Annotated in this window: 24 protein-coding genes; 9 read left to right on the top strand and 15 right to left on the bottom strand. The window is 59.7% G+C overall.

Annotated elements, in window-relative coordinates:
- Positions 1-298: 298 nt before the first annotated feature.
- From metF to ettA, 3 genes are all read right to left on the bottom strand, one after another.
- Positions 299-1,192 (bottom strand): methylenetetrahydrofolate reductase [NAD(P)H], encoded by an 894-nt coding sequence (metF, locus tag N434_RS20970; protein WP_181424038.1) that lies wholly within the window; start codon positions 1,190-1,192, stop codon positions 299-301.
- A gap of 1 nt (position 1,193) precedes the next feature.
- Positions 1,194-2,207 carry an ArsR/SmtB family transcription factor gene (locus tag N434_RS20965; RefSeq protein WP_065113785.1) on the bottom strand — a complete coding sequence of 338 codons (1,014 nt, stop codon included), beginning with the start codon at positions 2,205-2,207 and terminating at the stop codon, positions 1,194-1,196.
- Positions 2,208-2,367: 160 nt separating this feature from the next.
- Complete coding sequence (ettA, locus tag N434_RS20960) at positions 2,368-4,017, bottom strand: energy-dependent translational throttle protein EttA (RefSeq protein WP_065113786.1); 1,650 nt, start codon at positions 4,015-4,017, stop codon at positions 2,368-2,370.
- Positions 4,018-4,164: 147 nt separating this feature from the next.
- Here ettA and N434_RS20955 point away from each other — a divergent pair, with 147 nt between their 5' ends.
- The 7 genes from N434_RS20955 (at position 4,165) to N434_RS20925 (ending at position 10,665) form a co-directional block, all read left to right on the top strand.
- A complete protein-coding gene (locus N434_RS20955) occupies positions 4,165-5,145 on the top strand; it encodes an alpha/beta fold hydrolase (RefSeq protein ID WP_110760168.1) in 981 nt (326 codons plus the stop codon).
- 168 nt (positions 5,146-5,313) lie between these two features.
- Positions 5,314-6,516, top strand: a complete 1,203-nt coding sequence (caiB, locus tag N434_RS20950) for a succinate--glutarate CoA-transferase (RefSeq protein WP_110760167.1) — start codon at positions 5,314-5,316, stop codon at positions 6,514-6,516.
- On the top strand, positions 6,513-8,165 hold the full coding sequence (locus N434_RS20945; RefSeq protein ID WP_110760166.1) for a thiamine pyrophosphate-binding protein: 1,653 nt from the start codon (positions 6,513-6,515) through the stop codon (positions 8,163-8,165). The genes caiB and N434_RS20945 overlap by 4 nt, the downstream gene beginning before the upstream one ends.
- 187 nt (positions 8,166-8,352) lie before the next feature.
- Positions 8,353-9,117: a HugZ family pyridoxamine 5'-phosphate oxidase gene (locus tag N434_RS20940; RefSeq protein WP_110760165.1), complete on the top strand. Its 765-nt coding sequence runs from the start codon at positions 8,353-8,355 to the stop codon at positions 9,115-9,117.
- A gap of 320 nt (positions 9,118-9,437) precedes the next feature.
- Positions 9,438-9,758: a DMT family transporter gene (locus N434_RS20935; protein ID WP_110760243.1), complete on the top strand. Its 321-nt coding sequence runs from the start codon at positions 9,438-9,440 to the stop codon at positions 9,756-9,758.
- A 51-nt stretch (positions 9,759-9,809) separates the two neighbouring features.
- Positions 9,810-10,184, top strand: coding sequence for a DMT family transporter (locus N434_RS20930; RefSeq protein WP_110760164.1), 375 nt, complete (start codon positions 9,810-9,812; stop codon positions 10,182-10,184).
- Positions 10,185-10,248: 64 nt separating this feature from the next.
- Positions 10,249-10,665 carry a MarR family winged helix-turn-helix transcriptional regulator gene (locus N434_RS20925; RefSeq protein ID WP_110760163.1) on the top strand — a complete coding sequence of 139 codons (417 nt, stop codon included), beginning with the start codon at positions 10,249-10,251 and terminating at the stop codon, positions 10,663-10,665.
- 102 nt (positions 10,666-10,767) lie between these two features.
- Here N434_RS20925 and N434_RS20920 read toward each other — a convergent pair whose 3' ends face one another.
- The 3 genes from N434_RS20920 to N434_RS20910 form a co-directional block, all read right to left on the bottom strand.
- Positions 10,768-11,109, bottom strand: coding sequence for a RidA family protein (locus N434_RS20920; protein ID WP_052818029.1), 342 nt, complete (start codon positions 11,107-11,109; stop codon positions 10,768-10,770).
- Between the two features lie 49 nt (positions 11,110-11,158).
- On the bottom strand, positions 11,159-11,497 hold the full coding sequence (locus tag N434_RS20915; RefSeq protein ID WP_110760162.1) for a protein tyrosine phosphatase family protein: 339 nt from the start codon (positions 11,495-11,497) through the stop codon (positions 11,159-11,161).
- Positions 11,498-11,624: 127 nt separating this feature from the next.
- Positions 11,625-12,458, bottom strand: coding sequence for an aldose 1-epimerase family protein (locus tag N434_RS20910; RefSeq protein WP_110760242.1), 834 nt, complete (start codon positions 12,456-12,458; stop codon positions 11,625-11,627).
- A gap of 155 nt (positions 12,459-12,613) precedes the next feature.
- Between N434_RS20910 and N434_RS20905 the strand changes: the two genes are divergently transcribed.
- Complete coding sequence (locus tag N434_RS20905; RefSeq protein WP_110760161.1) at positions 12,614-14,008, top strand: L,D-transpeptidase family protein; 1,395 nt, start codon at positions 12,614-12,616, stop codon at positions 14,006-14,008.
- A gap of 69 nt (positions 14,009-14,077) precedes the next feature.
- On the opposite strand, the gene N434_RS20900 is transcribed toward N434_RS20905, so the two are convergent.
- The 9 genes from N434_RS20900 to N434_RS20855 form a co-directional block, all read right to left on the bottom strand.
- Positions 14,078-15,283, bottom strand: a complete 1,206-nt coding sequence (locus N434_RS20900; RefSeq protein ID WP_181424037.1) for an MFS transporter — start codon at positions 15,281-15,283, stop codon at positions 14,078-14,080.
- 46 nt (positions 15,284-15,329) lie between these two features.
- On the bottom strand, positions 15,330-15,977 hold the full coding sequence (locus tag N434_RS20895; RefSeq protein ID WP_110760240.1) for a TetR/AcrR family transcriptional regulator: 648 nt from the start codon (positions 15,975-15,977) through the stop codon (positions 15,330-15,332).
- A 145-nt stretch (positions 15,978-16,122) separates the two neighbouring features.
- Complete coding sequence (locus N434_RS20890) at positions 16,123-16,839, bottom strand: AAA family ATPase (protein WP_065113795.1); 717 nt, start codon at positions 16,837-16,839, stop codon at positions 16,123-16,125.
- A gap of 167 nt (positions 16,840-17,006) precedes the next feature.
- Entirely contained in the window at positions 17,007-17,387 is a 381-nt protein-coding gene (locus tag N434_RS20880) for a hypothetical protein (protein ID WP_110760159.1), read from the bottom strand.
- Positions 17,388-17,399: 12 nt separating this feature from the next.
- A complete protein-coding gene (locus tag N434_RS20875) occupies positions 17,400-18,545 on the bottom strand; it encodes an iron-containing alcohol dehydrogenase (protein WP_110760158.1) in 1,146 nt (381 codons plus the stop codon).
- The gene (locus tag N434_RS20870; RefSeq protein WP_110760157.1) at positions 18,542-19,930 is read right to left on the bottom strand and encodes an aldehyde dehydrogenase family protein; all 1,389 of its coding nucleotides are present in this window, start codon (positions 19,928-19,930) and stop codon (positions 18,542-18,544) included. Before N434_RS20870 ends, N434_RS20875 begins: the two co-directional genes overlap by 4 nt.
- Before the next feature lie 18 nt (positions 19,931-19,948).
- Positions 19,949-21,316 (bottom strand): glutamine synthetase family protein, encoded by a 1,368-nt coding sequence (locus N434_RS20865; protein ID WP_065113798.1) that lies wholly within the window; start codon positions 21,314-21,316, stop codon positions 19,949-19,951.
- Positions 21,317-21,382: 66 nt separating this feature from the next.
- Positions 21,383-22,897 (bottom strand): amino acid permease, encoded by a 1,515-nt coding sequence (locus N434_RS20860; protein ID WP_110760156.1) that lies wholly within the window; start codon positions 22,895-22,897, stop codon positions 21,383-21,385.
- A 213-nt stretch (positions 22,898-23,110) separates the two neighbouring features.
- Positions 23,111-23,884 (bottom strand): N-formylglutamate amidohydrolase, encoded by a 774-nt coding sequence (locus N434_RS20855; protein WP_110760155.1) that lies wholly within the window; start codon positions 23,882-23,884, stop codon positions 23,111-23,113.
- Positions 23,885-24,061: 177 nt separating this feature from the next.
- On the opposite strand from N434_RS20855, the gene N434_RS20850 reads away from it, so the two are divergent.
- Complete coding sequence (locus tag N434_RS20850) at positions 24,062-24,940, top strand: MurR/RpiR family transcriptional regulator (protein WP_065113801.1); 879 nt, start codon at positions 24,062-24,064, stop codon at positions 24,938-24,940.
- Positions 24,941-24,964 lie beyond the last annotated feature (24 nt).

Below are 24,964 nucleotides of genomic sequence, written 5' to 3'. Positions count from 1 at the left end.
AGAATTTACTTTTTTACACCATGCCAAAGCGTGCTGCACTGCATCACAAAAACCGCTTTTCAACTGCCACAAAACGGTCATATTATCGACCCTGTCAACAACAGGAGGCACCCATGGGACTTACAAAATCTCTCAATGCCTTGGCAGTCGGTTTGGCGTTTTTGTTCGTAGCGATGATGCTTTTCATCTGACGAGACGTGAAGACCAAACGCAGTGAAGAACCGTAGTGACACGAGTTTGAAAAGCGCAGATCCTTAGGGACCTGCGCTTTTTTTCTGCCTGAAATCTGTTGCCTGGATCAGGCGGCGCTGCGGCGCAGACGCTCCAGCCCGAGATTTTCGAGCACGGCGTCGACCAGCGGCGCACGGTTCATGGTATAGAGGTGGAACTCGTTGAAACCACGCCGTTGCAGATCGGCGATCTGCTCGGCCGCAACTTCGGCGGCCACGCGGGCACGCCCTTCCAGATCCTCGTCATAACCTTCAAAACGCTCATCCAGAAAACCGGGAACGCTGGTGCCGCAGCGGCCGGCGAAACGCTTGAGCTGGGTAAGGTTCTGGATAGGCATGATGCCCGGAACCACCGGAATGGTAATGCCCGCCGCTGCCACCCGCTCCATGTAACGCTCGAACACGTCATTATCGAAGAAGAACTGCGTCAGCGCCCGGGTCGCGCCATTGTCCGCCTTGCGCTTCAGCATGTCGATATCAACAGCTTCGCTTGCGCTTTCGGGATGCTTTTCCGGATAGGCCGAAACGGAAATTTCGAAATCGCCGATCTCGCGCAGGCCTCTCACCAATGCGGCGGCATTCTCATACCCTTCGGGATGCGGCTTGTAAGCCGTGCCGATACCGGTCGAGGGGTCGCCGCGCAGCGCCACGAAATGGCGAACGCCGGCATTGCTAAACTCTTCGATGACCTGATGCACGTCGTCACGGCTGGCATCCACGCAGGTCAGATGCGCGGCGGTCGGCAGGTGGCTGTCGCCGATCATACGGCGCACCGCATCCAGCGTCGGCGCCTTGGTGGAGCCACCCGCGCCATAGGTCACGGACACGAAATCCGGATTCCACTTCTTCAGCTCGGCAACCGTTTCCCAGAGCTGGGTTTCCATCTCGGGATTCTTGGGCGGGAAAAATTCGAAAGACAACCGGATATCGCCATCACGGCGCGCGGTTTCCGACCTCAACATATCATGCCCTCCCGGCAGCAAGTAAAACGGCCTCTTGCACCACATCGTCTGCCATCAGCAGCCGCTGGTCGCGGGCAACCCATATCGTCACGTCGAGAGCCTCGTCGGACGCTTTTTCAGAATGAAGATCGACAGCGCGTTCCAGCGAAAGCCCGGCCTTCTTCAGCCATTCTTCCATCAGCGGATGCGAAAAACCGAGCCGCACATGCGCGTGCTCATCGCGCAGATATTCGAAGGAATGCGGCGCAAGATCGATGACGATCAGCCGCCCGCCGGGGCGCAGCATACGTGCGGCCTCGGAAAGCGCGATTTCCGGCTGGTCGAGGAAATGCAGCACCTGATGGATGACGATCAGATCGAAATCCTGTCCCTCCAGCGGCAGGTTGAGAATATCACCATGACGGACGGATGCATTGACCACGCCCGCCTTGTCGAGATTGGCGCGCGCCACCGACAACATATCGCGGCTGGCATCCACACCGATCGCACGGCGATAGATGCCGCTCAGAAGCTGCAGGATACGGCCGGTGCCGGTGCCGAGATCGAGAAGGGAATCGATCGGGGTGGTTCCCACCAGCTTCAGCAACGCGCCTTCCACGGCTTCGTCGCTGACATGCAGACGGCGCAACTCGTCCCAGGCGGATGCGTTGCGGCTGAAATAATCCTGTGCACGTTCGGCCCGCACCCGCTTGACGGTGGCAAGCCGCTCGCTGTCGCGCTGGAGAACCGCGTCAGAGGGCGATGCAGCGGCAAGCAGCTGCCGCACGACGCCCGCAGGCTCGCCATCCTGCCGCAAGCGGAAATAGGCCCATGCGCCTTCCTGATAACGCTCGATCAGCCCCTCTTCCGTCAAAAGCTTGAGGTGACGGGAGATGCGCGGCTGCGACTGGCCGAGGATTTCAGTAAGATCGGTAACCGTCAGATCGCCGGCCGAAAGAAGCGCCAGCAAACGGAAGCGCGTCGGCTCACCCGCCGCCTTCAGGAGATCCACCAATTTGTCCAGACCGAACGCCACTCTGCCGCGCCTCGCAAGCTAATCAAGATATAAAGATATCTTTATGTCGATCTGGTGTTCGATGCAAGCGCAAACTGTAATGCGCCGCCATCAACTCCATTTATTGCACAAGAAAAGGCCCGCTTTGCGGCGGGCCTTTCTGAAGCGATGCGGAAAAGGATCAGCGCGTCAGGCGCTTGTAGCTGACCCGGCCGGGCTTGATGCTTTCCGGGCCGAGGCGGCGGACCTTGTCCTTTTCGTAGTCTTCGAAGTTGCCTTCGAACCATTCCACGTGGCTGTCACCCTCGAAAGCGAGGATATGGGTGGCCAGACGGTCGAGGAACATGCGGTCGTGGCTGATGATAACGGCGCAACCGGCGAAGGCTTCCAGCGCTTCTTCGAGCGCTGCCAGCGTTTCCGTATCAAGGTCGTTGGTCGGTTCGTCGAGCAGCAGCACGTTGCCGCCGGCCTTCAGCATCTTGGCAAGGTGAACGCGATTGCGCTGACCACCCGAGAGATTGCCGACCTTCTGCTGCTGATCGCCGCCCTTGAAGTTGAAGGCGCCGCAATAGGCGCGCGAGTTCACTTCGAACTTGCCGAGCTTGATGATGTCGTTGCCGCCGGAGATTTCCTCCCACACGGTCTTGTCACCCGCCAGCGTATCGCGGCTCTGGTCGACATAACCGAGCTGCACCGTTTCACCGACAGTCACCGAACCGCTATCGGGCTGTTCCTGACCGGTGATCATCTTGAACAGCGTCGACTTACCCGCGCCGTTCGGACCGATGACGCCGACAATGCCGCCGGGCGGCAGCTTGAAGGACAGGTTTTCGATCAGCACGCGGTCGCCGAAGGACTTCGTCAGATTGTCGGCTTCGATGACGACGCGGCCGAGACGCTCGGCAACCGGAATGACGATCTGCGCATCGCCGGGACGGCGGTTTTCCGCCGCTTCCACCAGCTCGTCATAGGCCTTGATACGCGCCTTGGACTTGGTCTGGCGTGCCTTCGGGCTGGAGGCGATCCACTCGCTTTCGCGGCTGATGGCCTTCTGGCGGGAGGCATCTTCGCGGGCTTCCTGTTGCATGCGCTTGGCTTTCGCCTGCAGGTAAGCGGAATAGTTGCCTTCGTAGGGAATGCCGCGACCACGGTCGAGCTCGAGAATCCAGCCCGTCACATTGTCGAGGAAGTAGCGGTCGTGGGTGATCATCATCACGGCGCCGGGATAGTCGCGCAGATGCTTTTCCAGCCAGGCGATGGTTTCCGCGTCAAGATGGTTGGTCGGTTCGTCGAGCAGCAGCAGATCCGGCTGCGAAAGCAGCAGACGGCACAGCGCCACGCGGCGGCGCTCACCGCCCGAAAGACCTGTTACGGCCGAGTCGCCGGGCGGGCAACGCAGGGCGTCCATGGCCATTTCGACCTGATTTTCCAGATCCCAGAGGTTCTGGCTGTCGATCATGTCCTGGAGCTTTGCGCCCTCATCCGCCGTTTCGTCGGAGTAGTTCATCATCAGTTCGTTGTAGCGGTCGACGATGGCGGTCTTGTGCGCCACGCCTTCCATGACGTTTTCCATCACGGTCTTGTTTTCGTCGAGCTTCGGTTCCTGCTCGAGATAACCGAGCGTCGCGCCTTCGGCGAGCCAGGCTTCACCGGTATATTCCTTGTCTAGACCGGCCATGATTTTCAGAACGGTCGACTTACCGGCGCCGTTCGGGCCGAGGATACCGATCTTGGCATCGGGGTAGAAGGAGAGATGGACGTTCTCCAGAACCTTCTTCGCGCCATAGGACTTGTTCAGCCCAGCCATGTGATAGATGAATTGACGTGCCATTGTAGCGAATGCTCCACATCGGATTTTTAAGAGTACGTATCGGGAAATTTGCCGCTATGTAGGGTAAATAGGACCTTGGGGCAACCTCTGGCACGATTATGACCCCATGATTATGACAAGGCACATGATGACACGCTGGGTGCGACGATGAATGAGACGACTGATGACTTCGCCTTCAGCCGGATCGAGAGGCTCGAGGCTCCTTCCGGCGCATCCATCGCCTTTCGCCACCTGCCCTCGGCTGTTTCACCGGCGCGGGGCGTGCTGATGATCTGCCACGGTCTGGTGGAACATGCCGGCCGCTACCGCCGTTTTGCCGGTGTCATGGCGAAACAGGGTTTCGAGGTCTATGCCCACGACCATCGCGGCCACGGCCGCACGAAAGCGGCGGACGCACCGATCGGCCGCTTCGCCTGGAAGGATGGCGCCGAAAAAGTGGTCGCCGATGTCATGGCGATGCGCATCATGATCGGCGAGAGACATCCCGGCCTGCCGGTCATCCTGTTCGGCCATTCCATGGGCGGCCTCGTGGCGCTCAACACCGCCGTCAGCCATCCGGATGCCTTCGATGGCCTGTCGATCTGGAATTCCAATCTCAATCCCGGCGTCATGGGCCGCATCGCGCAGGTGGTGCTGCGGCTTGAAAAGATGCTGAAGGGCTCGGACGTGCCGAGCGCCATCCTGCCGAAAGCGACCTTCCGCGCCTGGAACGCGAAAATGCCGGAAAGGCGCACCCACGCCGACTGGCTGAGCCATGACAGGTTGGCGGTGGATGCTTATGTGCAAGACCCGCTCTGCCAGTTCGAGGCCAGCGTTTCCCTGTGGCAGGACGTTTTCGAACTCTCCTATCGCGCCCCGAAGCTCATCGAGCGTCTGCCGAAGACTTTGCCGCTTCTGCTGGTCAGCGGCGATCAGGACGCCGCGACCAATGACGGCAGGGAGATCGTCTGGCTCGCAGAGCGGTTTCGAGAGGCAGGTTTCAGCCATGTCGAACACACCATCTACAAGGGCATGCGGCACGAGACGCTGAACGAGATCGGCTGGCAGGCGGCAGCGGCGGATTTCGCCGCCTGGTGCGGCCGCGTCGTGGATGACAGTAAAACGCCCTCCCCGTCATTCCGGCCTTGAGCCGGAATGACGGAATTAGGGGACTCTCAAAACACAACGAATGTCGAAGCTGCCGTGTCAGCCCCAGTTCAGTGCCGTTCCAAAACGGAATAAGTCCATGAGATAAAATCACATGCGGCGGGGCAAGGCGCGGTCTATAACCGGCAGGCACAAAAGACCGGGGGACAGATGACCGACATGCCGAACAGGAAACCACCACTATCAGGCATTCGTGTCATTGAGCTTGCGCGTGTTCTGGCCGGTCCCTGGGCGGGGCAAATGCTGGCCGATATGGGCGCTGATGTCATCAAGGTGGAAAACCCCGAAGGCGGTGACGACACCCGCACATGGGGACCGCCCTTCGTTGAAGGCGCGGAAGGCGAAAACCTCTCCGCCGCCTATTATCACGCCACCAATCGCGGCAAACGCTCCATCGTCGCCGATCTGAAAACGCCTGAAGGCTGCGAGCTGGTGCGCCGGCTGGTGCGCACCGCCGATGTCGTCATCGAAAACTTCAAGCGCGGCGGACTTGCCAAATACGGCCTCGATTACGAGAGCCTGAAGGCGCTCAATCCGAAGCTGATCTATTGCTCCATCACCGGCTTCGGCCAGACCGGGCCTTATGCCGATTTCGCCGGTTATGATTATATCGTGCAGGGCATGTCGGGCTTCATGTCGATAACAGGCGAACCGGATGGCCAGCCGATGAAGGCTGGCGTGGCTGTTGCCGATATCTTCACCGGCATCTATTCCGTGACAGCCATTCAGGCCGCGCTGATCCACGCCATACGGTCAGGCGAAGGCCAGCATATCGACATGGCGCTTCTCGATGTGCAGTCGGCCGTGCTCGCCAACCAGAACATGAATTACCTGATCTCCGGCAAGCCGCCCGTCCGGCTCGGCAATGCCCATCCGAATATTTCCCCCTATGAGGTGGTGCCGACGGCCGATGGCTTCCTCATCCTCGCGGTCGGCAATGACGGCCAGTTCCGCCGCCTCTGCAATATCCTCGGCATAGGCGCGATTGCCGATGACGAGCGCTACGCGACGAACAAGGCCCGCGTGGCGCATAAGGTCGAAGTCCGGCAGATCATTTCCACCGAAACGCTGAAATGGCAGAAGCGCGATCTTTTGACCGCTTGCGAGCAGAATGCCGTGCCGGCCGGGCCAATCAATTCCATCGAGGAAATGTTCGCCGATCCACAGGTTCAGGCACGCGGCCTGCGTATTGATCTCGAAGCTCAGGATGGCACGGTCATCCCCGGTGTACGAACACCGATTATCATGTCACAGACGCCGCTGCACTATGAACGTCCGAGCCCGAAGCTCGGCGAACATCAGGCGCAGGTGCTGGCCGAACTGGAAAACATCGAAAGGACCACGACGCCATGAAAAGAACCGGTGGGCAATTGATCGTCGAAGCGCTGAAGGCCAATGGTGTCTCCCGCGTTTCCTGCGTTCCGGGCGAAAGCTATCTGGCGGTGCTGGACGCGCTTTATGAAAGCGGCATCGAAACCGTGGTCTGCCGCCAGGAAGGTGGCGCCGCCATGATGGCCGACACCTGGGGCCGGCTGACGGGCGAACCAGGCATCTGCATGGTGACCCGCGGTCCGGGTGCCACCAACGCCTCGGCCGGCCTGCACATCGCAAGGCAGGATTCCATTCCGATGATCCTGTTCATCGGCCAAGTGCAGCGCGAAGCCCGCGAGCGCGAAGCCTTTCAGGAAGTGGAATATCGCCGCGCCTTCACCGAATTCGCCAAATGGGTGGGCGAAATCGATGATGCCCGCCGCATCCCGGAATTCGTCACCCGCGCCTTCACTGTTGCCACCTCCGGCCGCCCCGGCCCGGTGGTGCTGACGCTGCCCGAAGACATGCTGGTGGAAGAGGTCGAAGCGCCCGAGGCAAAGCCCTACACGCCGGTCGAAGCGCATCCCGGCCCGTCACAGATCGCGGCCTTCGCGAAAATGCTGGGCGAGGCAAAACGGCCGATCTTCATTATCGGCGGCACACGCTGGTCCGAGGAGAGCGTGGCAAGCTTCAGGGCATTTGCCGAAAACCACAAGCTGCCCGTAGGCTGTTCCTTCCGCCGCCAGATGCTGTTCGATCACTTAAGCCCTTCCTATGCCGGCGATGTCGGCATTGGCATCAACCCGGCGCTGGCAAAGGAGATCAAGGAATCCGATCTCGTGGTTCTGCTCGGCGGCCGCCTCTCCGAGATGCCCTCCTCCGGTTATACGCTGCTCGACATCCCCTACCCGTCGCAGAAACTCGTCCACATCTATCCGGAAGCCGAAGAGCTTGGCCGCGTTTACCGTCCCGATCTCGCAATCTGCGCCGCACCGGATGATTTCGTCGCCGCCCTCTCCTCCATCTCGCTTCCGGCAAACGCTGCATGGGCCGAGCGCACCGCCGCCATACATACCGCTTACCTCAACTGGTCCACGCCACCGCAGACCGGCCCCGGCCCGGTGCAGATGGGTCCGATCATGGACTGGATCGAAGCCAATGTGCCTGAGGACGCCATCTTCACCAATGGCGCCGGCAACTATGCCACCTGGGTGCACCGCTTCCACCGCTTCCGCCGCTTCAACACGCAATCGGCGCCGACCTCCGGCTCGATGGGCTACGGCTTACCCGCGGCGGTTGCCGCAAAGCACCTGTTCCCGGCGCGGGAGGTGATCTGCTTTGCCGGTGACGGCTGCTTCATGATGCACGGACAGGAATTCATCACCGCCGTGCGCTACGGCCTGCCGATCATCACCGTGCTGGTCAATAACGGCACCTATGGCACGATCCGCATGCATCAGGAACGGGAATATCCCGGCCGTGTGAGCGGCACCGATCTCGTCAATCCCGATTTCAACGCTTTCGCGAAAGCCTATGGCGGCCACGGCGAAACGGTGGAAAGAACGCAAGACTTCGCCGCTGCCTTCGAGCGGGCGCGTGCAAGCGGCAAGCCTGCGATCATCGAGGTGAAGCTGGACCCGGAAGCGATCACGCCAACGCGCACGCTGACACAGATCAGGACAAAAAGCTGACATGACGCATGGACATGCCTCCGGCATGGTGTAAATCCTGACGCTCGCTTGACGCCATCCTCGGGCCTGTCCCGAGGATCCAACCACGTCGCGCTAAATCGATCGGTTGCAGATGCACGGGACAGGCCAGGACATGACGTGGAGAGGTTTTACGCTTCTCTCAGCATCCACTAACTCAGGATAAGACATGCCGGACGTTGCCCCTCCCGTCATCACCCCACGCGGCGCGAAGATCGAGCCCTCGGCCGGTGCGCCTTTCGAGGCGGTACGCGTGGCCCGCGATGTGCTGCACACGTCCCGCACGGCGGCGCTCGCCACGCTCGATCCGGTCAGCAGCTATCCCTACACGACTGCCACCAATATCGGTATCGAGCCGGATGGCACGCCGTTTTTCTTCGCGGCCGGCCTGGCGCTGCACGCCCGCAACATGGAGGCCGACCCACGCGTCTCGCTGACGCTCGCGCCCTTCGGCAAGGGCGATGCGCTGACGCTGCCGCGGCTGACACTGGTGGGCAAGGTGGAACAACTCGGCCCGGATGAGACGCAACTCGCCATCAGGCGCTACATTGCCCGTTACCCCAAAGCGAAACTTTATCTCTCCCTTCCCGACACGAGGCTTTACCGGCTGCGGACGGAAGGCGTGCAGATCAATGGCGGCCCGGCCCGCAATGCCAGCAACATCACCCCGGCCGACCTGCGCACCGATCTCTCAGGCGCGGCGGAACTGATGGCTGCGACGGAAAGCGAAGCGGCGCGCCTCAACGCCATCAAGGGTGAAGCGTCGCGGTTGGCAGTTCTCGCCGGCGCAAAAGCCGGTCGCTGGACGATCACCTCCATCGACCCAGATGGTATCGATCTCGCTTCGGCCAGCGATCTGGCACGGCTGTGGTTTGCGGAGAGGGTGGCGGCATTGAACGAACTTGAGCAACGCATAGCCCCGATTGCAGAGTGAACCCGCCAAGGGCCTCAGACAAACAGGCTCGACCGGTATTCCCTCCAGAGTTCCTACAATCAACCGGCGCCATGCAGCCACTGGAGCGCGCCGTCGCGTGGCAGTCACCTCCCCCGCCCCGCACAACAACAGGCGTTACCAATTCAGCATAGACATATTGACCTCTGCTGTCGCAAATTATATGCATGTACATGCAATTAAATAGATGACGTGTGATCTGAGCGATCATGCGCGAGGGCAATGCATGCTCCATCGGCCACATAACGGTGAGAGGGAGATTAGACCAACAACGCACACAACCATCCTAACGGAGAATGACAATGCATTGGATGTATCTTGCGGCCGCAGTGATCTTTGAAATCGCGGTCGCCATATCAGCAGGAAACGCCAGGGGTTTCACCCACCCGTGGTGGACCGTGGCCACTCTCATCAGCGGCGCAATCGCAACGGTTTTTCTCAGTTTTGCGCTTCTCACCTTCAGCGTTGGGGTCGGCTATGCCATCTGGACCTCCGCTGCCGGCGTCGGCATCGTGGTTCTGGGAGCGATTTTTTTCGGACAACGACTGCATTGGAAGAAGATCACCGGCATCTTTCTGGTGATCGGCGGCGTCATAGGCCTCCGACTGAGCGGCGCAGCGTGAAGATCGAGCATGGCAATCAAGACAAATACTTAAGCCTGAAAGGATAAAGACATGAAAGATAAAGCGAATGCCGGGCGCGCATGGTTGATGCTGCTGCTTGCTGGCGGCTTCGAAATCGGTTACGCGCTAAGCGTCGGTGGGAGCAAGGCTTTCACCATACCTAGTTGGTCGATCGCTGCCGCGATTTTCTTTCTGCTGACACTTTATTTCCTGAGCGTTGCCTTGAAGACCATCGACGTCGGGCTTGGCTACGCCGTGTGGGCCGGAATCGGCGCGGTTGGCGCTGCGGTTTGCGGCAGTCTTTTGCTGGATCAGCCTTTAAACCTCATCCAGACATTCTGGCTTTCAATCATCATCTTCGGTGTCGTGTGGCTGAAGCTGGCCGACAGTACAAAGCAATCGCCGGATCAAATTCCATCGGCTTGAAGACATGATTGTATGAACATACATATGGGCTAAGATAGCTTTCCTCCAGGAGCACGTAGCCCATATGCCCCCGAAACACGATGCATGGCTGAAACTTGCTCAGGCCGTTGGCAACGTTGAATCCGACCTCGGAAAAGCGATGCAAACCGCCTGCGGACTTGGGCTTTCGGAATATCGTGCGCTGGAAGCGCTGTTCATCTCACCGGACGGCGAATTGCGGATGCAGGATCTTGCTGCGCATCTTTGTCTGAACCAGAGTTCTGTTTCAAGATTGGTCGAACGTCTGGAACGGACAGGACTTACCGTTCGCGACCTTTGTCCCGACGATAAACGCGGTGTCTACACGGTGCTGACAGATAACGGACGCGCGCGTATCGAGAGCGCTCGCCAAGTTTACGAACACGCACTTGGCGCGGCAATCAAGCAGCACGGCTGCGAAACGGCCCTTGCGGCACAATTCAGCCCATCCGGACCACGTTAGACTAACGCCCTTGCCTTACAGGGGTCAACTTACACTCCGGCAGCAAAAAGGCCGGGCTGCAAGTCGCAACCCGGCCTTTTTAATGACACATCAAATGATTGCTCAGAGAGCAGCAGTCACGATGAATTCAACCTTGTAGTCCGGCGTTGCCAGCGCTGCTTCGCTGGTGGCACGGGCCGGCGGGTTTGCCGGGTCGATCCAGCCTTCCCAGACGGCGTTCATTTCGCCGAAGGTGGACATGTCGGAGAGGTAGATGATGGTCTGCAGGACCTTCGACTTGTCGGAGCCGGCAGCGGCCAGCAGGCGGTCGACTTCAGCCAGCGCAGACTTGCTCTGTTCCGTCACGCTGGTGCCTTCGCCAACCTGGCCGGCCAGATAAACGGTGTTGCCGTGAACGACGGCACCGCTCATGCGCTTGCCCGGCTCGATACGCTTGATGGTCATGGAAAACTCCTGTTGATTGGCATTTGAAAACAAAATGATGCGCGAAAAATCAGCCGCGCAGGTGATGGGTTTTTTCGTAGATTGCCGTGGAGCGCGCGCCGGAACGGCAATAGCCGAGCATCGGGCGCTGCAATTCGTCAAGCGCGTCCACCATGCCGGCAACGGCATCGGCGTCGACGCCATAACGGCCGACAGGCACATGCATGATGGTAATACCGAGCTGCTCTGCGCGCTCGGCAATATCGGCGAAAAGCGGCTGGCCGTCTTCTTCGCCGTCCGGGCGGTGGCAGACGATCGACTTGAAGCCGAGTGCCTTGACCTCATCCAGATCGGCGACGGTGATCTGTCCCGTTACCGAATATTCGTCGTCTATGCGCCTGATATCCATCTTATGCCTCCGCTGAAATCGGCATCCGCGCCGCTGGCACGCTCTCGCCACCCTTAGAAATCCGCATCCGATGTAAGGGCTCAAAACCCATGCGTCAATGATGCGGTGTCCTCATTCGGTACGGCATTCAGAGGATGGAAAAACGCAAGCCGAAGGAACGGCTTTCACCGGGCTGGAGAATATTGAACTCACCGGCAGCTTCAAGCTCGCTCCGCCCCACCCAGCGATGCGAAACCGGCTCGATGCCGAGCACATTGGCCGGCTCCTGCTGGTTGCGCCACATCTGCAAATAGGGCAGCGTCTCGGTGCGAAAACGCACGGTCAGCGTCTTCCCGCCAATGGCCGCGACGGGACCGAGCTTCAATTCCGCCCATTCGTCATTACCGGCAGGAACACAGAAAACATTGCCCGGCTCCTCGCCGAAACGCCAGCCATGGCCGCCGCCATCCAGCATTGCGCCTTCCAGCCGCACCGCATCGTCAAACAGACGGGCACCGACATTCATGTGATACATCAGGAACACCGGCATCGGCCGGTCTGACGTATTGATGACCCTGTCATCGAGGCTGACTTCGCCGCTTTCGCCATCAATGCGCCATGTCCGCTCCAGCAACGCAGTGCCGCCATCGGCAAGCTTTACGGGAACCTCGACGCGCGCCAGTGCATTGGTCTCATGAACATCGAAGGCGACTATCTTTGCCGGATGCGAGGAAAAGGACCCATGCAACGGATATCGACGCCCCTCGCCGTCACCTTCGATCGGTTCGGGATGGCGGATATGATCGGGACCGCAGGTGAAGAGAAAGCCTTCCAGCGAATGATCGATGCGCGCATCGCCATCATCGGGAATGGCGCGGCCGGGCGCGATGTCGATGCCATCGACGACGCAGGCGCCGATATCGAAAACGGAGGTTTCATCAAGGAAAATGCGTGGCGATTTGCCGGCCTGAAACGAACGCAAGACAACCTCCCTGTGGCGGTAAAAACGCATGAATCACGGAAACGCTACTAGTCGTGACGGAAATTAAGATTGCATTAACCGCGAATTCACCTTTTTCACAATAGGGTCAAGATTGCGGTGTGTTTATCGGTGAACAAGCAAGGGATAGCAGAATCGTGAAACAGTTTCTTAACGCAGCTCTGGGTCTGACAGTCGCGGTAGTGGCAGCTTTCGCCCCGCTACAGGCTGGCGCGCAGCAGCGTTATGGCGACCAGCAGACGATGCTGGTGACACCTGACGGCCGCGTGCTCGACTTCATGCCGGAGCGCGGCGATATCGTCATCAGCCGCGATGCCATGGGTCGCACGGTGTTTTACGATCAGTACGGCAATCTGCTGGCCACCGAAATGCCCTCCGGTTACCAGCAGCAACGGCAGCAGGCGCGCCAGCAGCGCGACACCACCTATTATCCGCCCGCCCCCGGCGGCCAGTACCGTGAGCCACAGCGCGACTACGGTTATCAGGACAATGGCAGCGTGCGTGATTATCGCGAATACCGTGGCGATGGCACCGACGACAATGTCTATACCGGCTCCGTTCCCGCACCCGGCGCGGTGGAAAGCGGACCGCTCGGCCAGCCCATGCCCGGCGAAAGCACCACGGCCGCCGTTCCGCAGCCGGATCACCTGATCGAACGCCACACGCCGGTGACGACACCGGTCAATCGCTCCCGTCAGGAGATCGTCGCACTGCAGACTTTCCTCGACCGTGAAGGCATCTCGCCCGGCGTTATCGACGGCAAGATGGGTGACAACGTCAACAAGGCCATTGCCGCCTGGCAGGACATGACCGGCGAAAAGCTGGACCCGAACAATTCCGACGACATTCTGGAACGCCTGCGCTCTTCCGGCGGCATGCCGATCGTCGACTACACCATTACCGCCGCCGATGCCGCCGGCCCCTATGTCGCCTCCATTCCGGACGACTATGCCGAAAAGTCGCAGCTGCCCGCTCTGTCCTTCACCTCCACCTCCGAGGCGCTCGCCGAGCGCTTCCATATGGATGAGAACTATCTGAAGGAACTGAACCCCGGCATCGACTTCACGGTGCCCGGCACCATCATCAAGGTGGTCAATCCGGGCGAGACGAAAAAGGGACAGGTGGCCCGCATCGTAGCACATAAGGGCATCAAGCAGGTCTTTGCCTATGGCCAGGACGGCAATCTGATCGCCGCTTATCCCGCCACCATCGGTTCCACGGATACGCCCTCGCCGAGCGGCACGCATACGGTCGAGCGCATCGCGCTCAATCCCGGCTACACCTATAATCCGAAGATCAATTTCAAGCAGGGCCAGAACGACAAGATCCTGCAAATCCCGCCGGGTCCGAACGGCCCGGTCGGCACCGTCTGGATTGCCCTGTCTAAGCCGACCTACGGCATTCACGGCACGCCGGAACCTTCAAAGATCGGCAAGACAAACAGCCACGGCTGTATCCGCCTGACCAACTGGGATGCGACCGAACTGGCAAAGATGGTCCGCCCCGGCGTTGTGGTTGAATTCGCGGAATAGGATCGACCGGAATAAAAGAGAAAAAGCCCGGCGGTTTGGTCCGTCGGGCTTTTTTCATTTGGCAGCGTTTCAGTCGTGCTTTTCCGTCAGGAAATACAGCAGGGCGGCCACCGGTAAGGCGAAACCGATCCACGAGGCGGCTTGCCATTCGCCGACAGCATAAGCCCAGCCGCCCACGGCGGAACCGATTGCGCCGCCCATGAAAAACGTCGCCATATAGATGCCGTTCAGACGGCTGCGGAATTCCGCCCCGAGCGTGAAGATCGCCCGCTGGCCAAGCACCAGATTGGTGGTGACGCCGAAATCCAGAACGATGGCAGCGACCACCAAGATGGCGAGCGCCAGATGCGAGCCTTCGGGCGCAAGATGCGTGACGGCGAAGGAGAGCGCCACCGCCACCAATGCCAGGAAAGTCGCCGCACGGGTCCAGCCGCGATCGGCCATCCGCCCGGCAATTGGCGCAGCCACGGTGCCCGCAGCACCGGCAAGCGCAAACAGCGCGATCTCACCCTGGCTCAGGTTGAAATGCGGTCCGCTCAGATAAAGCGGCGTCGTGGTCCAGAACAGACTGAAAGCGGCAAACAGGAAGGCATGGTAGATCGCCCGCCGCCGCAGGATCGGCGTGTGGAGGGCAAGTCTGCCCATCGAGGCCATCAGCGAGCCGTAACCCAGCCTTGCCTCCGGCATGCGCGGCGGCAAAAGCCGGAAGAGCACGACGGCAAGAAGCGCCATGACTGCCGCCGACGTCAGAAAGACGCCGCGCCATGAAACGACTTCCGACAGCAGGCTGGAGACCGGCCGCGCCAGCATGATGCCAGCCATCAGCCCGCTCATGACATTGCCGACCACCCGGCCACGAATGGCGTGCGGCGCCATGTGCGCGGCATAGGGAACGATGACCTGCACTGCCACCGAACTGACGCCGACCAGGAAGGCCCCGATCAGGAACGGGGCCGCATGCGGCGCGAATGCCGCTGCCACAAGGGAAAGCACCGCCATCGAGACGGAACCGACGACCAGCTTGCGGTTTTCAACGAGATCGCCGAGCGGCACGACGAACAGCAGGCCGACACCGTAACCGATCTGCGTCAGGGTCACGATCAAGCCTGTAGCGCCGGCGGAGAGACCGAGCTCCGCCCCGATGATGCCGGCAAGCGGCTGGGCATAATAAAGATTGGCGGCAATCAACCCGCAGGCTGTCGCCAGCAGAAAAGTCAAAGCCGGAGAAAGGGATGTTGCATCAACATCCTCCCCTTCAATTACACGCGTCGTCATCATTTTCTCCAATATGGAAACGAACGTTTCCTAAATAGACATAAATTCACTCGGCAAGCTTCATGGCGATATCCACCACGGCCACCATGTCCTTGAGGCTGCGCCCCGTCTTTCCCACCACGCGCATGCCGTACATCATGCACAGCATCGCCCGGGAAAGATCATCGGGATCGGCCCTGGAATTCACCGAACCATCCTTCTGCCCCTCGGCAACGAGGCGGGCGACAATCCGCTCCCTCGCCTTGACGGCCCGCTCGACCACAACGGCAATGTCGTCATCCAGCGCCGCCAGATCGGCAGCGGCACCGACAACCAGACAGCCATCAGAGCCAGCACCGCCATGCGACCGTTCCGCATAAAACATCAGCCCTGCCCGCAGGCGTTCGCGACCGGTGTCGTAACCGGCCACCGCCGCCTCGAAACGCTCGGTCTGTACGATCCTGTAGCGCTCCATCGTGGCGATGAAGACGGCCTTCTTGTCCTTGAAGGCCTTGTAAAGACTGCCCTGCGCCAGCTCCATCGCATCGGTAAGATCACCGACGGAAGTGGCGTGATAACCGCGTCTGGAAAAAACCCGGATCGCACCATCGAGCGCGCGGTCGATATCGAACTCGCGCGGCCTGCCGCGATGGCGCTGTTCCTCGGACTGATTGTGGCTGGTATTGCTCATGGCCGGAATATAGGAAATGATCATTTCCAAATCAAGCAAATAATGAAGCCATCGCTGAAAAGCGACGGCTGACACGCCGGCAAGCCCGACGGCCACCGATGGTCCAAGGCATCATCATCCGTCTGCGGTTATGAGCGCCGCAGACGGATCGAAAGTTGAAAGCAATATTTCAGGCGGCTTTACGGGTGAAAAGGCGCGCGGGTGGCGTACCGAGCCGCAACAGGCGTTTCGGCAGCAGGCCAAGCACTTCGCCCGCGAATGCTCTGGCATTCTCGACCGCCTTGTCGATATTGCTCACCTTGGTCTTATCGAGACAGAGAAGCGTGCCGCCAAGGTCGAAAATATCGCGATAGGCGGCTCTCTCGACGATCGGGGTGTTGAGAACCGAGACATTTTTCTCGGCCAGCAGCATCTTGACCAGCAGCAGCGAACGCGTCGCCACCATGGCGTTCACCCGCGTCAGCACGATGGAATGAGCAATCTCCTTGCCCATCTTGCGGTTCAGAAATTCGATATGGTCCAGAACCTCGGCAGCCCCGCGTGCATCCATGGCGCAGCCCTGAACCGGAATCAGCACATGATCGGAAATGCCGAGAGCCATGGTCAGAAGCGGGGTCTTCGCTCCCGGCAGATCGATGATGAAACAGTCAGTGCTGGTTTTATTCTCGCGAATATGGCCCTCAAGCGAGGCCATCGTCACATGCGAAATCACCGAAAGATTTTCGATATCACCTGATAATTCGTGCCAGCGGGAAATCCACAATTGCGGATCGGCATCCAGAACCGTCACGCGGTGACCGCTGCGGGCCAGTTCGGTTGCCAGAAGCAGCACGGCGGTGGTTTTTCCGGCACCGCCCTTGGTATTGGCGAAAGTGATGACTGACATGACACCCCCTGTTGGTCAGAGCCGTTTCATGCTCATTCACGCACCGAAGCAATTCATGGTGCTTTCCATAATCTTAACGAACAGGGTTAATAAAAGGCTAAGAACGGTTATGCCGGGCAACGAAAAGCCCGCGACCGGGTCGTCGCGGGCTTCTCCAGTTCAGTGGATTACATCAGCTTGCGGCAGGAGCCCACATCGTCCGCCCGCAACCGGCCGGCTTTAAGATCTTCATATTTGGGCAGATTTAGCGAACCGCCCAGCCTTTTCTCAACGGTATTGCGATCAAGCGAAATCATGCGCCCGGCACTGGTGAAGGACACCATGCCATTTTTTCCCGAATAGGCCATGGTCGCGCGCATCTCGCAAAAATAGCGGTCAGAACCTTTAGACAGGTTCCAGCCTCGAATTCCCGCCTTGTTGCTCGAGAGGGCTCCAACTTTGTAGCCCTGCCCTGACAGTTCCTTAAAAGAAGCAGCCTGCGTAACGACGGGCGACCCCAACAACGCCACCGCGATCAGTGACGAAAAAAGTGAGAATCTCGCAGTCACTCTGCCCACCCTTTAGAAGCAATCCTCGAACAACTTCCTGGTATTTTCCAGCGTCATCGGCACCGGATTACCACCGCAGCTCGGATCCTTGATCGCTTCCGCCGCCAGTTCGTCGATACGATCCGGCTTGATGCCCATGGCGGTCAGGTTTTCCGGCACGCCGAGTTCCTTGCGAAGTTCCAGCACGTAATCATAGAAGCCGTCGAAACCGCCGGAGATACCGAGATAGGCGGCCGCGCGGGCAATCTTGTCTTCAATGGCCGGACGATTGAAACGCAGCACCGCCGGCATGACGACGGCGTTGGTCATGCCGTGATGGGTATTGTAAACCGCGCCGATCGGATGCGAGAGCGAGTGAATGGCGCCGAGACCCTTCTGGAACGCCACCGCCCCCATCGCCGCCGCTGCCATCATATTGGTGCGCGCTTCGATATCCGTGCCGTCCCTATAGGCGCGCGGCAGGAATTCCTTGACGAGACGTAAGCCCTCCAGCGCCACGCCGGCGCTCATCGGGTGATAGAACGGCGACGAATAGGCCTCGAGGCAATGGGCGAAAGCATCCATGCCCGTGCCGGCCGTGATGACCTTCGGCATGCCGACCGTCAGTTCCGGATCGCAGATGACGACGCCGGGCAAGAGCTTCGGATGGAAGATGATCTTCTTCACATGGGTCTGCGAATTGGTGATGACGCTGGCGCGGCCGACTTCGGAGCCGGTGCCGGCCGTCGTCGGCACAGCGACGATCGGCGCGATCTTGGAAGCATCCGCCCGGGTCCACCAGTCACCGATATCCTCGAAATCCCAGACCGGGCGGGTCTGCCCGGCCATGAAGGCGATGGTTTTGCCCAGATCAAGGCCAGAGCCGCCGCCGAAGGCGACGACGCCATCATGGCCGCCATCGCGATAGGCTTTCACACCGGCTTCCATGTTGATCTCGTTGGGGTTCGGATCGACCTCGGCGAAGATCGCCCGGCCGAGGCCTGCCTCTTCCAGCACGTCGAGCGCATGCGCGGTGATCGCCATATTGGCAAGGCCGCGATCCGTCACGAGCAGCGGCTTCTTGATGCCGAGCGTCTTGCAGGCTTCCGCCAGTTCCTTGATCCGGCCACGGCCAAGCTTGACGGCGGTGGGGTAGCTCCAGTTGGCGACGATATTCATTTCGTGACTTTCTTCAGATGGTAGGATTTCGGGCGGGTCAGGTTCTGGAAACCGAGGACGGAAAGCGAACCGCCACGGCCGGTTTCCTTCACGCCGGTCCAGCAAAGCGCCGGATCGAGATAATCGGCGCGGTTCATGAACACGGTTCCGGTCTCGATTTCGCGACCGATCCTCGCTGCCCGTGTCGCATCCTGCGTCCAGAGCGAAGCGGTGAGGCCGTATTTGCTGTCATTCATCAGCGCGATGGCTTCATCGTCGTTCTTGACCTTCATGATGCCGATGGCGGGACCGAAAGTCTCTTCGGTCATGAATTCCATGGAATGATCGACATTGACGAGGATCTGCGGCGCGACATAAGCACTCTCGCCATCATCGGCCGGGAAAAGCGTCTGATCGACCAGCGCCTTGGCGCCCTTGGCAATGGCGTCGGCAATCTGCGCCCGCACCACCTTGGCAAACCGCTTGTTGGCCATCGGCCCGAGCGTGGTTTCCTGCTCGAGCGGATTGCCGAGCTTGTAGTTGGACACCCACGCCACCGACTTCTCGACGAATTCGTCATAGAGGTTTTCATTGACGTAGATGCGCTCGATACCGCAGCAGCATTGCCCGGAATTATAGGTGCCGCCATCCATCAGCGTATCGACGGCAGCGTCGAGATCGGCATCCTCCATCACGTAACCGGGGTCCTTGCCGCCGAGTTCAAGCCCGAGGCCAGTGAAGGTGCCGGCAGCGGCGCGTTCGATGGCACGACCGCCTTCCACCGAACCGGTGAAGTTGACGAAGTTGAACAGGCCCTCGGAAATCAGCGCCGAGGTCGTGCCATGGTCGAGGAAGACGTTGATGAAGACATCGTCAGGCACACCGGCCTCGACGAAAGCCCGCACCATGCGTTCGCCGACCAGCAATGTCTGCGCCGCATGTTTGATGACCACCGTATTGCCGGCCATCAAGGCGGGCGCGACGGTGTTGATCGCCGTCATGTAAGGATAGTTCCACGGCGCGATGACGAAGACCACACCATGGGCCTCGCGCTCGATACGGCGTTCGAAATTGCCGCTTTCCTCGATGACGAGCGGCGCCAGCGCATCGGCGGCGATGGAAGCGACATAATTGGAGCGCTCGTTGAAGCCTTTGAACTCGCCACCGTAACGCACCGGACGGCCCATCATATGCGCCAGTTCCGGCACAACCTCCGCTACCATTTCGTTGAGGCGCGCCACACCCTTCAGAACCAGCTGAACGCGGTCCTCAAGCGGACGTCGGGCCCAGTCTTTCTGCGCCTTGCGCGCTCTTGAAACGGCGGCCCGCGCCGCCTCCAGCGACATCGCCTCCCGCTCGGCATAAACCGAGCCGTCGATGGGCGAGATATTCTGGATCATGGTCATGATGTTTTCCCGTAATGATTAGGCCCGTTCGAAACCGCGCGCCACTTCCCAGTCGGTCACGCGGCGGTCGTATTCTTCCTGCTCCCACCGTCCGGCATGGACATAATGATCGATCACATCGTCGCCAAAGGCGTTGCGCAGCATTTTCGATCCGTCCAGAAAGGCAGTGGCGTCACGCAGGGTCTTGGGTATCTCGCGCACGTCCTTGCCGCCATAGGCATCGCCGACAAAAGCAGGCTCAAGTTCGAGTTTATTTTCGATGCCGTCAATGCCTGCTGCAAGCAAAGCCGCCATGGCGAGATAGGGATTGAGATCGGAGCCGCCGACGCGGCATTCGATACGGATGCCCTTGGTGCCCTCGCCGCACAGGCGATATCCGGCCGTGCGGTTGTCGAGGCTCCAGATCGCCTTGGTCGGCGCAAACGTGCCGGCCATGAACCGCTTGTAGGAATTGATGTAGGGCGCCAGAAAATAGGTTATCTCGCTGGCATGGGCCAGAAGCCCGGCAACATAATGCCGCATCAGCTCCGACATGCCATGCTTGGCATCCTTGTCGAGGAAGGCCGGTGTCTTGCCATCGAGGCTCCACAGCGACTGGTGAATATGCGAGGAACTGCCGGCGGCATTGTAGTTCCACTTGGCAAGGAAGGTCACCGCCTTGCCTTTCGACCAGGCGATCTCCTTGGTGGCGTTCTTGATGATGGCGTGCCGGTCGGCCATGGTCAGCGCATCGGCATAACGCACGTTGATTTCCGCCTGACCGGCGGACGCTTCGCCCTTGGAGTTTTCGACCGGAATGCCGGCACCCTGCAGGCCCTTGCGCAGCGCCCGCATGACATCCTCTTCCTTGGTCGTCTGAAAGATATGGTAATCCTCATTATAACCGCTGGCGAGGTTCAGCCCCTTGTAACCGCTGGCGCGCGCCGCATCGAAGGTCTGGTCGAACAGGAAAAATTCCAGTTCGGTCGCCATATAGGCCTTGAGCCCCATGGCCTCCAGCCGCGCCACCTGTTTTTTCAACAACGCGCGGGGCGAATGCGGCACCTCTTCGTGGGTGTGATGATCGAGTACATCACAGAGCACCAGCGCCGTGCCTTCCAGCCACGGCACCCGTCGCAGCGTCGAAAGGTCGGGTTTCAGCACATAGTCGCCATAGCCCTTTTCCCAGCTGGACGATTTGTAGCCGGGAACGGTTTCCATCTCCATGTCGGTGGCAAGCACGTAATTGCAGCTATGGGTTTCCTCATAGGCGCTTTCGACGAAAAACTCGGCCTGGAACCGTTTGCCCATCAGACGCCCCTGCATGTCGACAAGGCAGGCCAGAACCGTGTCGATACGCCCTTCGGCGACATCCATCTTGAGCGCGTCGAATGTGTAGCTCGTCATTTTGTCCGTTCCCTTTTTGTGTGGCGATCGGGCGGCCGGCAGACGGCCGCCCGTTTCGTTTGAGCATCAGGCCTTTGCAGCCGCCGCTGCCATGGCAGCCTGCTTGTGCTCCAGCGCGAATTCCTCTTCCGGCGACAGGATGAGGCGATGGCGTCCGACAAAGGCGAAATAGGCAATCGCCACGGCAAACCAAACGGCGACCCAGAGAACGCCCTTGGTGAAGTTCGGATCCTGGATCTGGTAAAGCAGCGTGACGATGGCGATGATGATCGTCAGCAGCGCACCCGGAATGCCGAAGGGCGAACGGAACGGCCGCTCGATATACGGCAGGTTCTTGCGGAGCAGGATGAAGGAAACCGCCTGCATGATGTAGGAGAACATGGCGCCGAACACGGCCATGTTCAAAAGCACGCTGCCGATGATGCTGCCGCCCTCTTCCGCACCCAGCGAGAACCAGATGACGAGCATGACCGCGAGGCCGACGACAGCGCCGGCGATATTGGCAACGAAGGGTGTGCGGTATTTCGAGTGGGTGATCGACAGCACGGTCGGGAAATAACCCGCACGCGACAGCGAATAGATCTGCCGGCCCTGCGCATAAAGGATCGTATGGAAGCTGGCGATCAGGCCGGTCAACGCGACAAGGCCAAGCAGCACGACACCGCCATCGCCATAGATAGCCTTGAAACCATCCAGCAGCGGCTCAAGCGAGGAACCGAGATGGAAGGCGCCGACACCCGGCAGCGACGGGTTGAGCAGCACGATCATGAAGGCGGATACCATCAGCGTGATGACGCCGAGGATGATGCCCTTCGGCATGTCGCGTTTCGGATCGACCGATTCTTCGGCGGCCAGTGGCAATTGCTCGATGGCGAGGAACAGCCAGACCGCGAAAGGCAGCGTGGCGAGAACACCTGAAAAGCCGAAGGGGAAGAAGGAACCGCCGCCTTCCGGCAGCTCCACCGCCTTGCCATCAGGGCCAACGCCGATATTCAGCGCGTAACGCGAAAAATCGATATTCGGGATGGCGCTGATCCAGAAGAACACCAGAACGCCGAGCGAAATCAGCGTGATGATCAGGGTGACCTTGAAGGAAAGCTCCAGCCCGAAGACGTTGAGGGCAAGGAAGATCGCATAGAAGGCTATCCACACAAAGGGTGAATAGGCGGGATCAAGCCCGAGGATGGAATTCACGTAGGCGGTGATGAAGGTGACGACGACCGCCGGCGTCAACACATATTCGACATTCTCGCAAAGTCCGGTGACGAAGCCGCCCCACGGGCCCATGGCCGTGCGGGCGAAGGAATAGGCAGCACCGGTGTGCGGAAGCGCCGGGCTCATTTCCGCGATCGAAAATGTCAGCCCGAGATACATGATGGCGATGATGATGCCCGCCACCAGCATGCCGCCCCAGCCGCCGGTGGAAAAGCCGAAATTCCATCCGGAAAAATGCCCTGAAATAACCGCCCCGACGCCGAGCGACCAGAGCGACCACACCCCCGCATAACGGGAAAGTCCGCGTTTTTCGAAATAGGATGCATCAGCTTTCTTATAGCTGACGCCTGACGATGAACTGTCCATGCCCTTCTCTCCTGAATAAGAAAAAAACAAGCCAGTCAGCCGTTATTGGCCGATTGTGCCCCAGTTTTCAGCACCTGCGGAAGGTTTCCGCGCTGTGCCGCACGCACTTGCTGTTCCCTTGCCGCTTCATGCCTTTCCGGCTTTCCCTGAATGTCGGCAGTCTCGTTTGGTGGCCGGCCCCGGTGTTTTCACCATCGGCCGGCCATAGCTCCCTCACTCATCGATCGATGAGAGTGCCTTCCCCATAAGTTCGTGGAGGAAACCGGCGATGGCCGCCTGCTCTCCTTCATTGGTGATCAGATCGTTGCGGATTTCGATCATTACGTTCAAAAGCCCGTCCGGCAGCGCATGCAGCCTCAGCGTATGCGTCACGCCGTCTTCCGGACCATAGGGATCGTTGCGTTTGACCGTGAGCGCCGACCCTTCGGCGCCCGCCAGCATCGCATCGGCCAGGCGGCTGTCGCTGTCATGCAGGATGCCGATCTGAACCTGCCGGAACTGCCCGTGATAGACCGGCGTGAAACTGTGGATGGTCACCACCACCACCCTGCGGCCCGCAGCCTGACGCCCGGCGATGATTTCGCTCACCCGATCATGAAACGGCACGTAAAGCGCTGAAGTACGGGCAAAACGCTCCGCTTCGGAAAGGTCGAGATTGCCGGGAATATTGTAGATTTCGCTTTTCACCGGCATGGCGGAAGGCGATTCGGGCGGCCGGTTGCAATCATAGACGAGCCGCGAGAACCGCTGATAAACGAGCGTGGCGTCAAGGCTTTTCGACAGCAGCCGCGCAACGGCAAGGGCACCCGGATCCCAGGCCGCATGGCTGGAAAGCACATCGGGCGAAAGACCGAGCGTACCGAATTTTTCCGGAATGGTGGCGGAGGCATGCTCACAGACGAGAAGGACGTCGCCCTTCGCCGCGGCGTTCTCGACACCGACCGCCTGCCCTTCCGCCTGCGTGAAAAAATCTGAACGCACCGTCATGAAAGCACCCCGCCGGGGAACCCCGCTCCCCGCCAATGACGAAAAGAATTCTTCACATTATTGCGAGTGTCAAATGGAATTTTGAAATTTTCTCTTCATTTTTCCCATTGACTCGATAGCTGGCGCAGATGTTTATTTTAGCCGATAGACCGGCACAAAGACCGGAAGGGGAAAGATTTGCGCAGCACGACGGCGACCGTGTCGGATGTCATCCATGCCCATTACGACGCGCTGACCCGTTCGGAAAGACGGCTGGCGGAGAGCCTGCTTGGCAACTACCCCGTATCCGGTCTCGGCAGCATCACCACCATCGCTGAAAATGCCGGCGTTTCGACGCCGACGGTGGCGCGCATGGTGCAGAAGCTCGGTTACAAGGGCTACCCGGAATTCCAGGCGCATCTGCATCAGGAACTGGAGGCGACGATCTCCGGCCCGGTCGCCAAGCACGACCGCTGGGCGACCAATGCGCCCGGCCTGCACATTCTCAACCGCTTCGCCGACGCCATCACCGGCAATCTGCGCGATACGCTGAGCGATCTCGACACCGCCGTCTTCGACAATGCCGCAGCGCTGCTTTCCGACCGCAAGCGCAGCATCTATTTCGTCGGCGGACGCATCACCGGGGCGATCGCCGAATATTTCTTCACCCATATGCAGGTGATCCGCCCGAAAACGACGCTGATGTCATCGAATTCCAGCGCCTGGCCGCAATATATGCTGAACATGAACGCCGGTGACGTGCTGGTGATCTTCGACATCCGCCGTTACGAGCATGACATGACGACGCTTGCCGAAGTGGCGAGGGCAAACGGTGTTGAGATCATCCTCTTCACGGATCAGTGGACATCACCGGTGGCCCGCCACGCCCTGCACACCTTCCGGGTAAAAATAGAGGCGCCCTCGGCATGGGATTCCTCCGTCGTGACATTATTCGTCGTCGAGGCGCTGATTGAGGCCGTCCAGAGCGGCACCTGGGATGAAACCAAGGAACGCATGAACGCGCTGGAAGGCCTGTTCGAACAGACGCGTCTGTTCCGCAGGCCGGACAGAACATGAAATTGCATAGCCGGCAACTTGCTT

This window comes from Rhizobium sp. UGM030330-04 (genome assembly GCF_003208455.1).
Lineage (GTDB): Bacteria > Pseudomonadota > Alphaproteobacteria > Rhizobiales > Rhizobiaceae > Agrobacterium > Agrobacterium rhizogenes_A.
The sequence above is the reverse complement of the archived record's forward strand: the minus strand, read 5'-3'. Positions and strand labels throughout refer to the sequence as shown.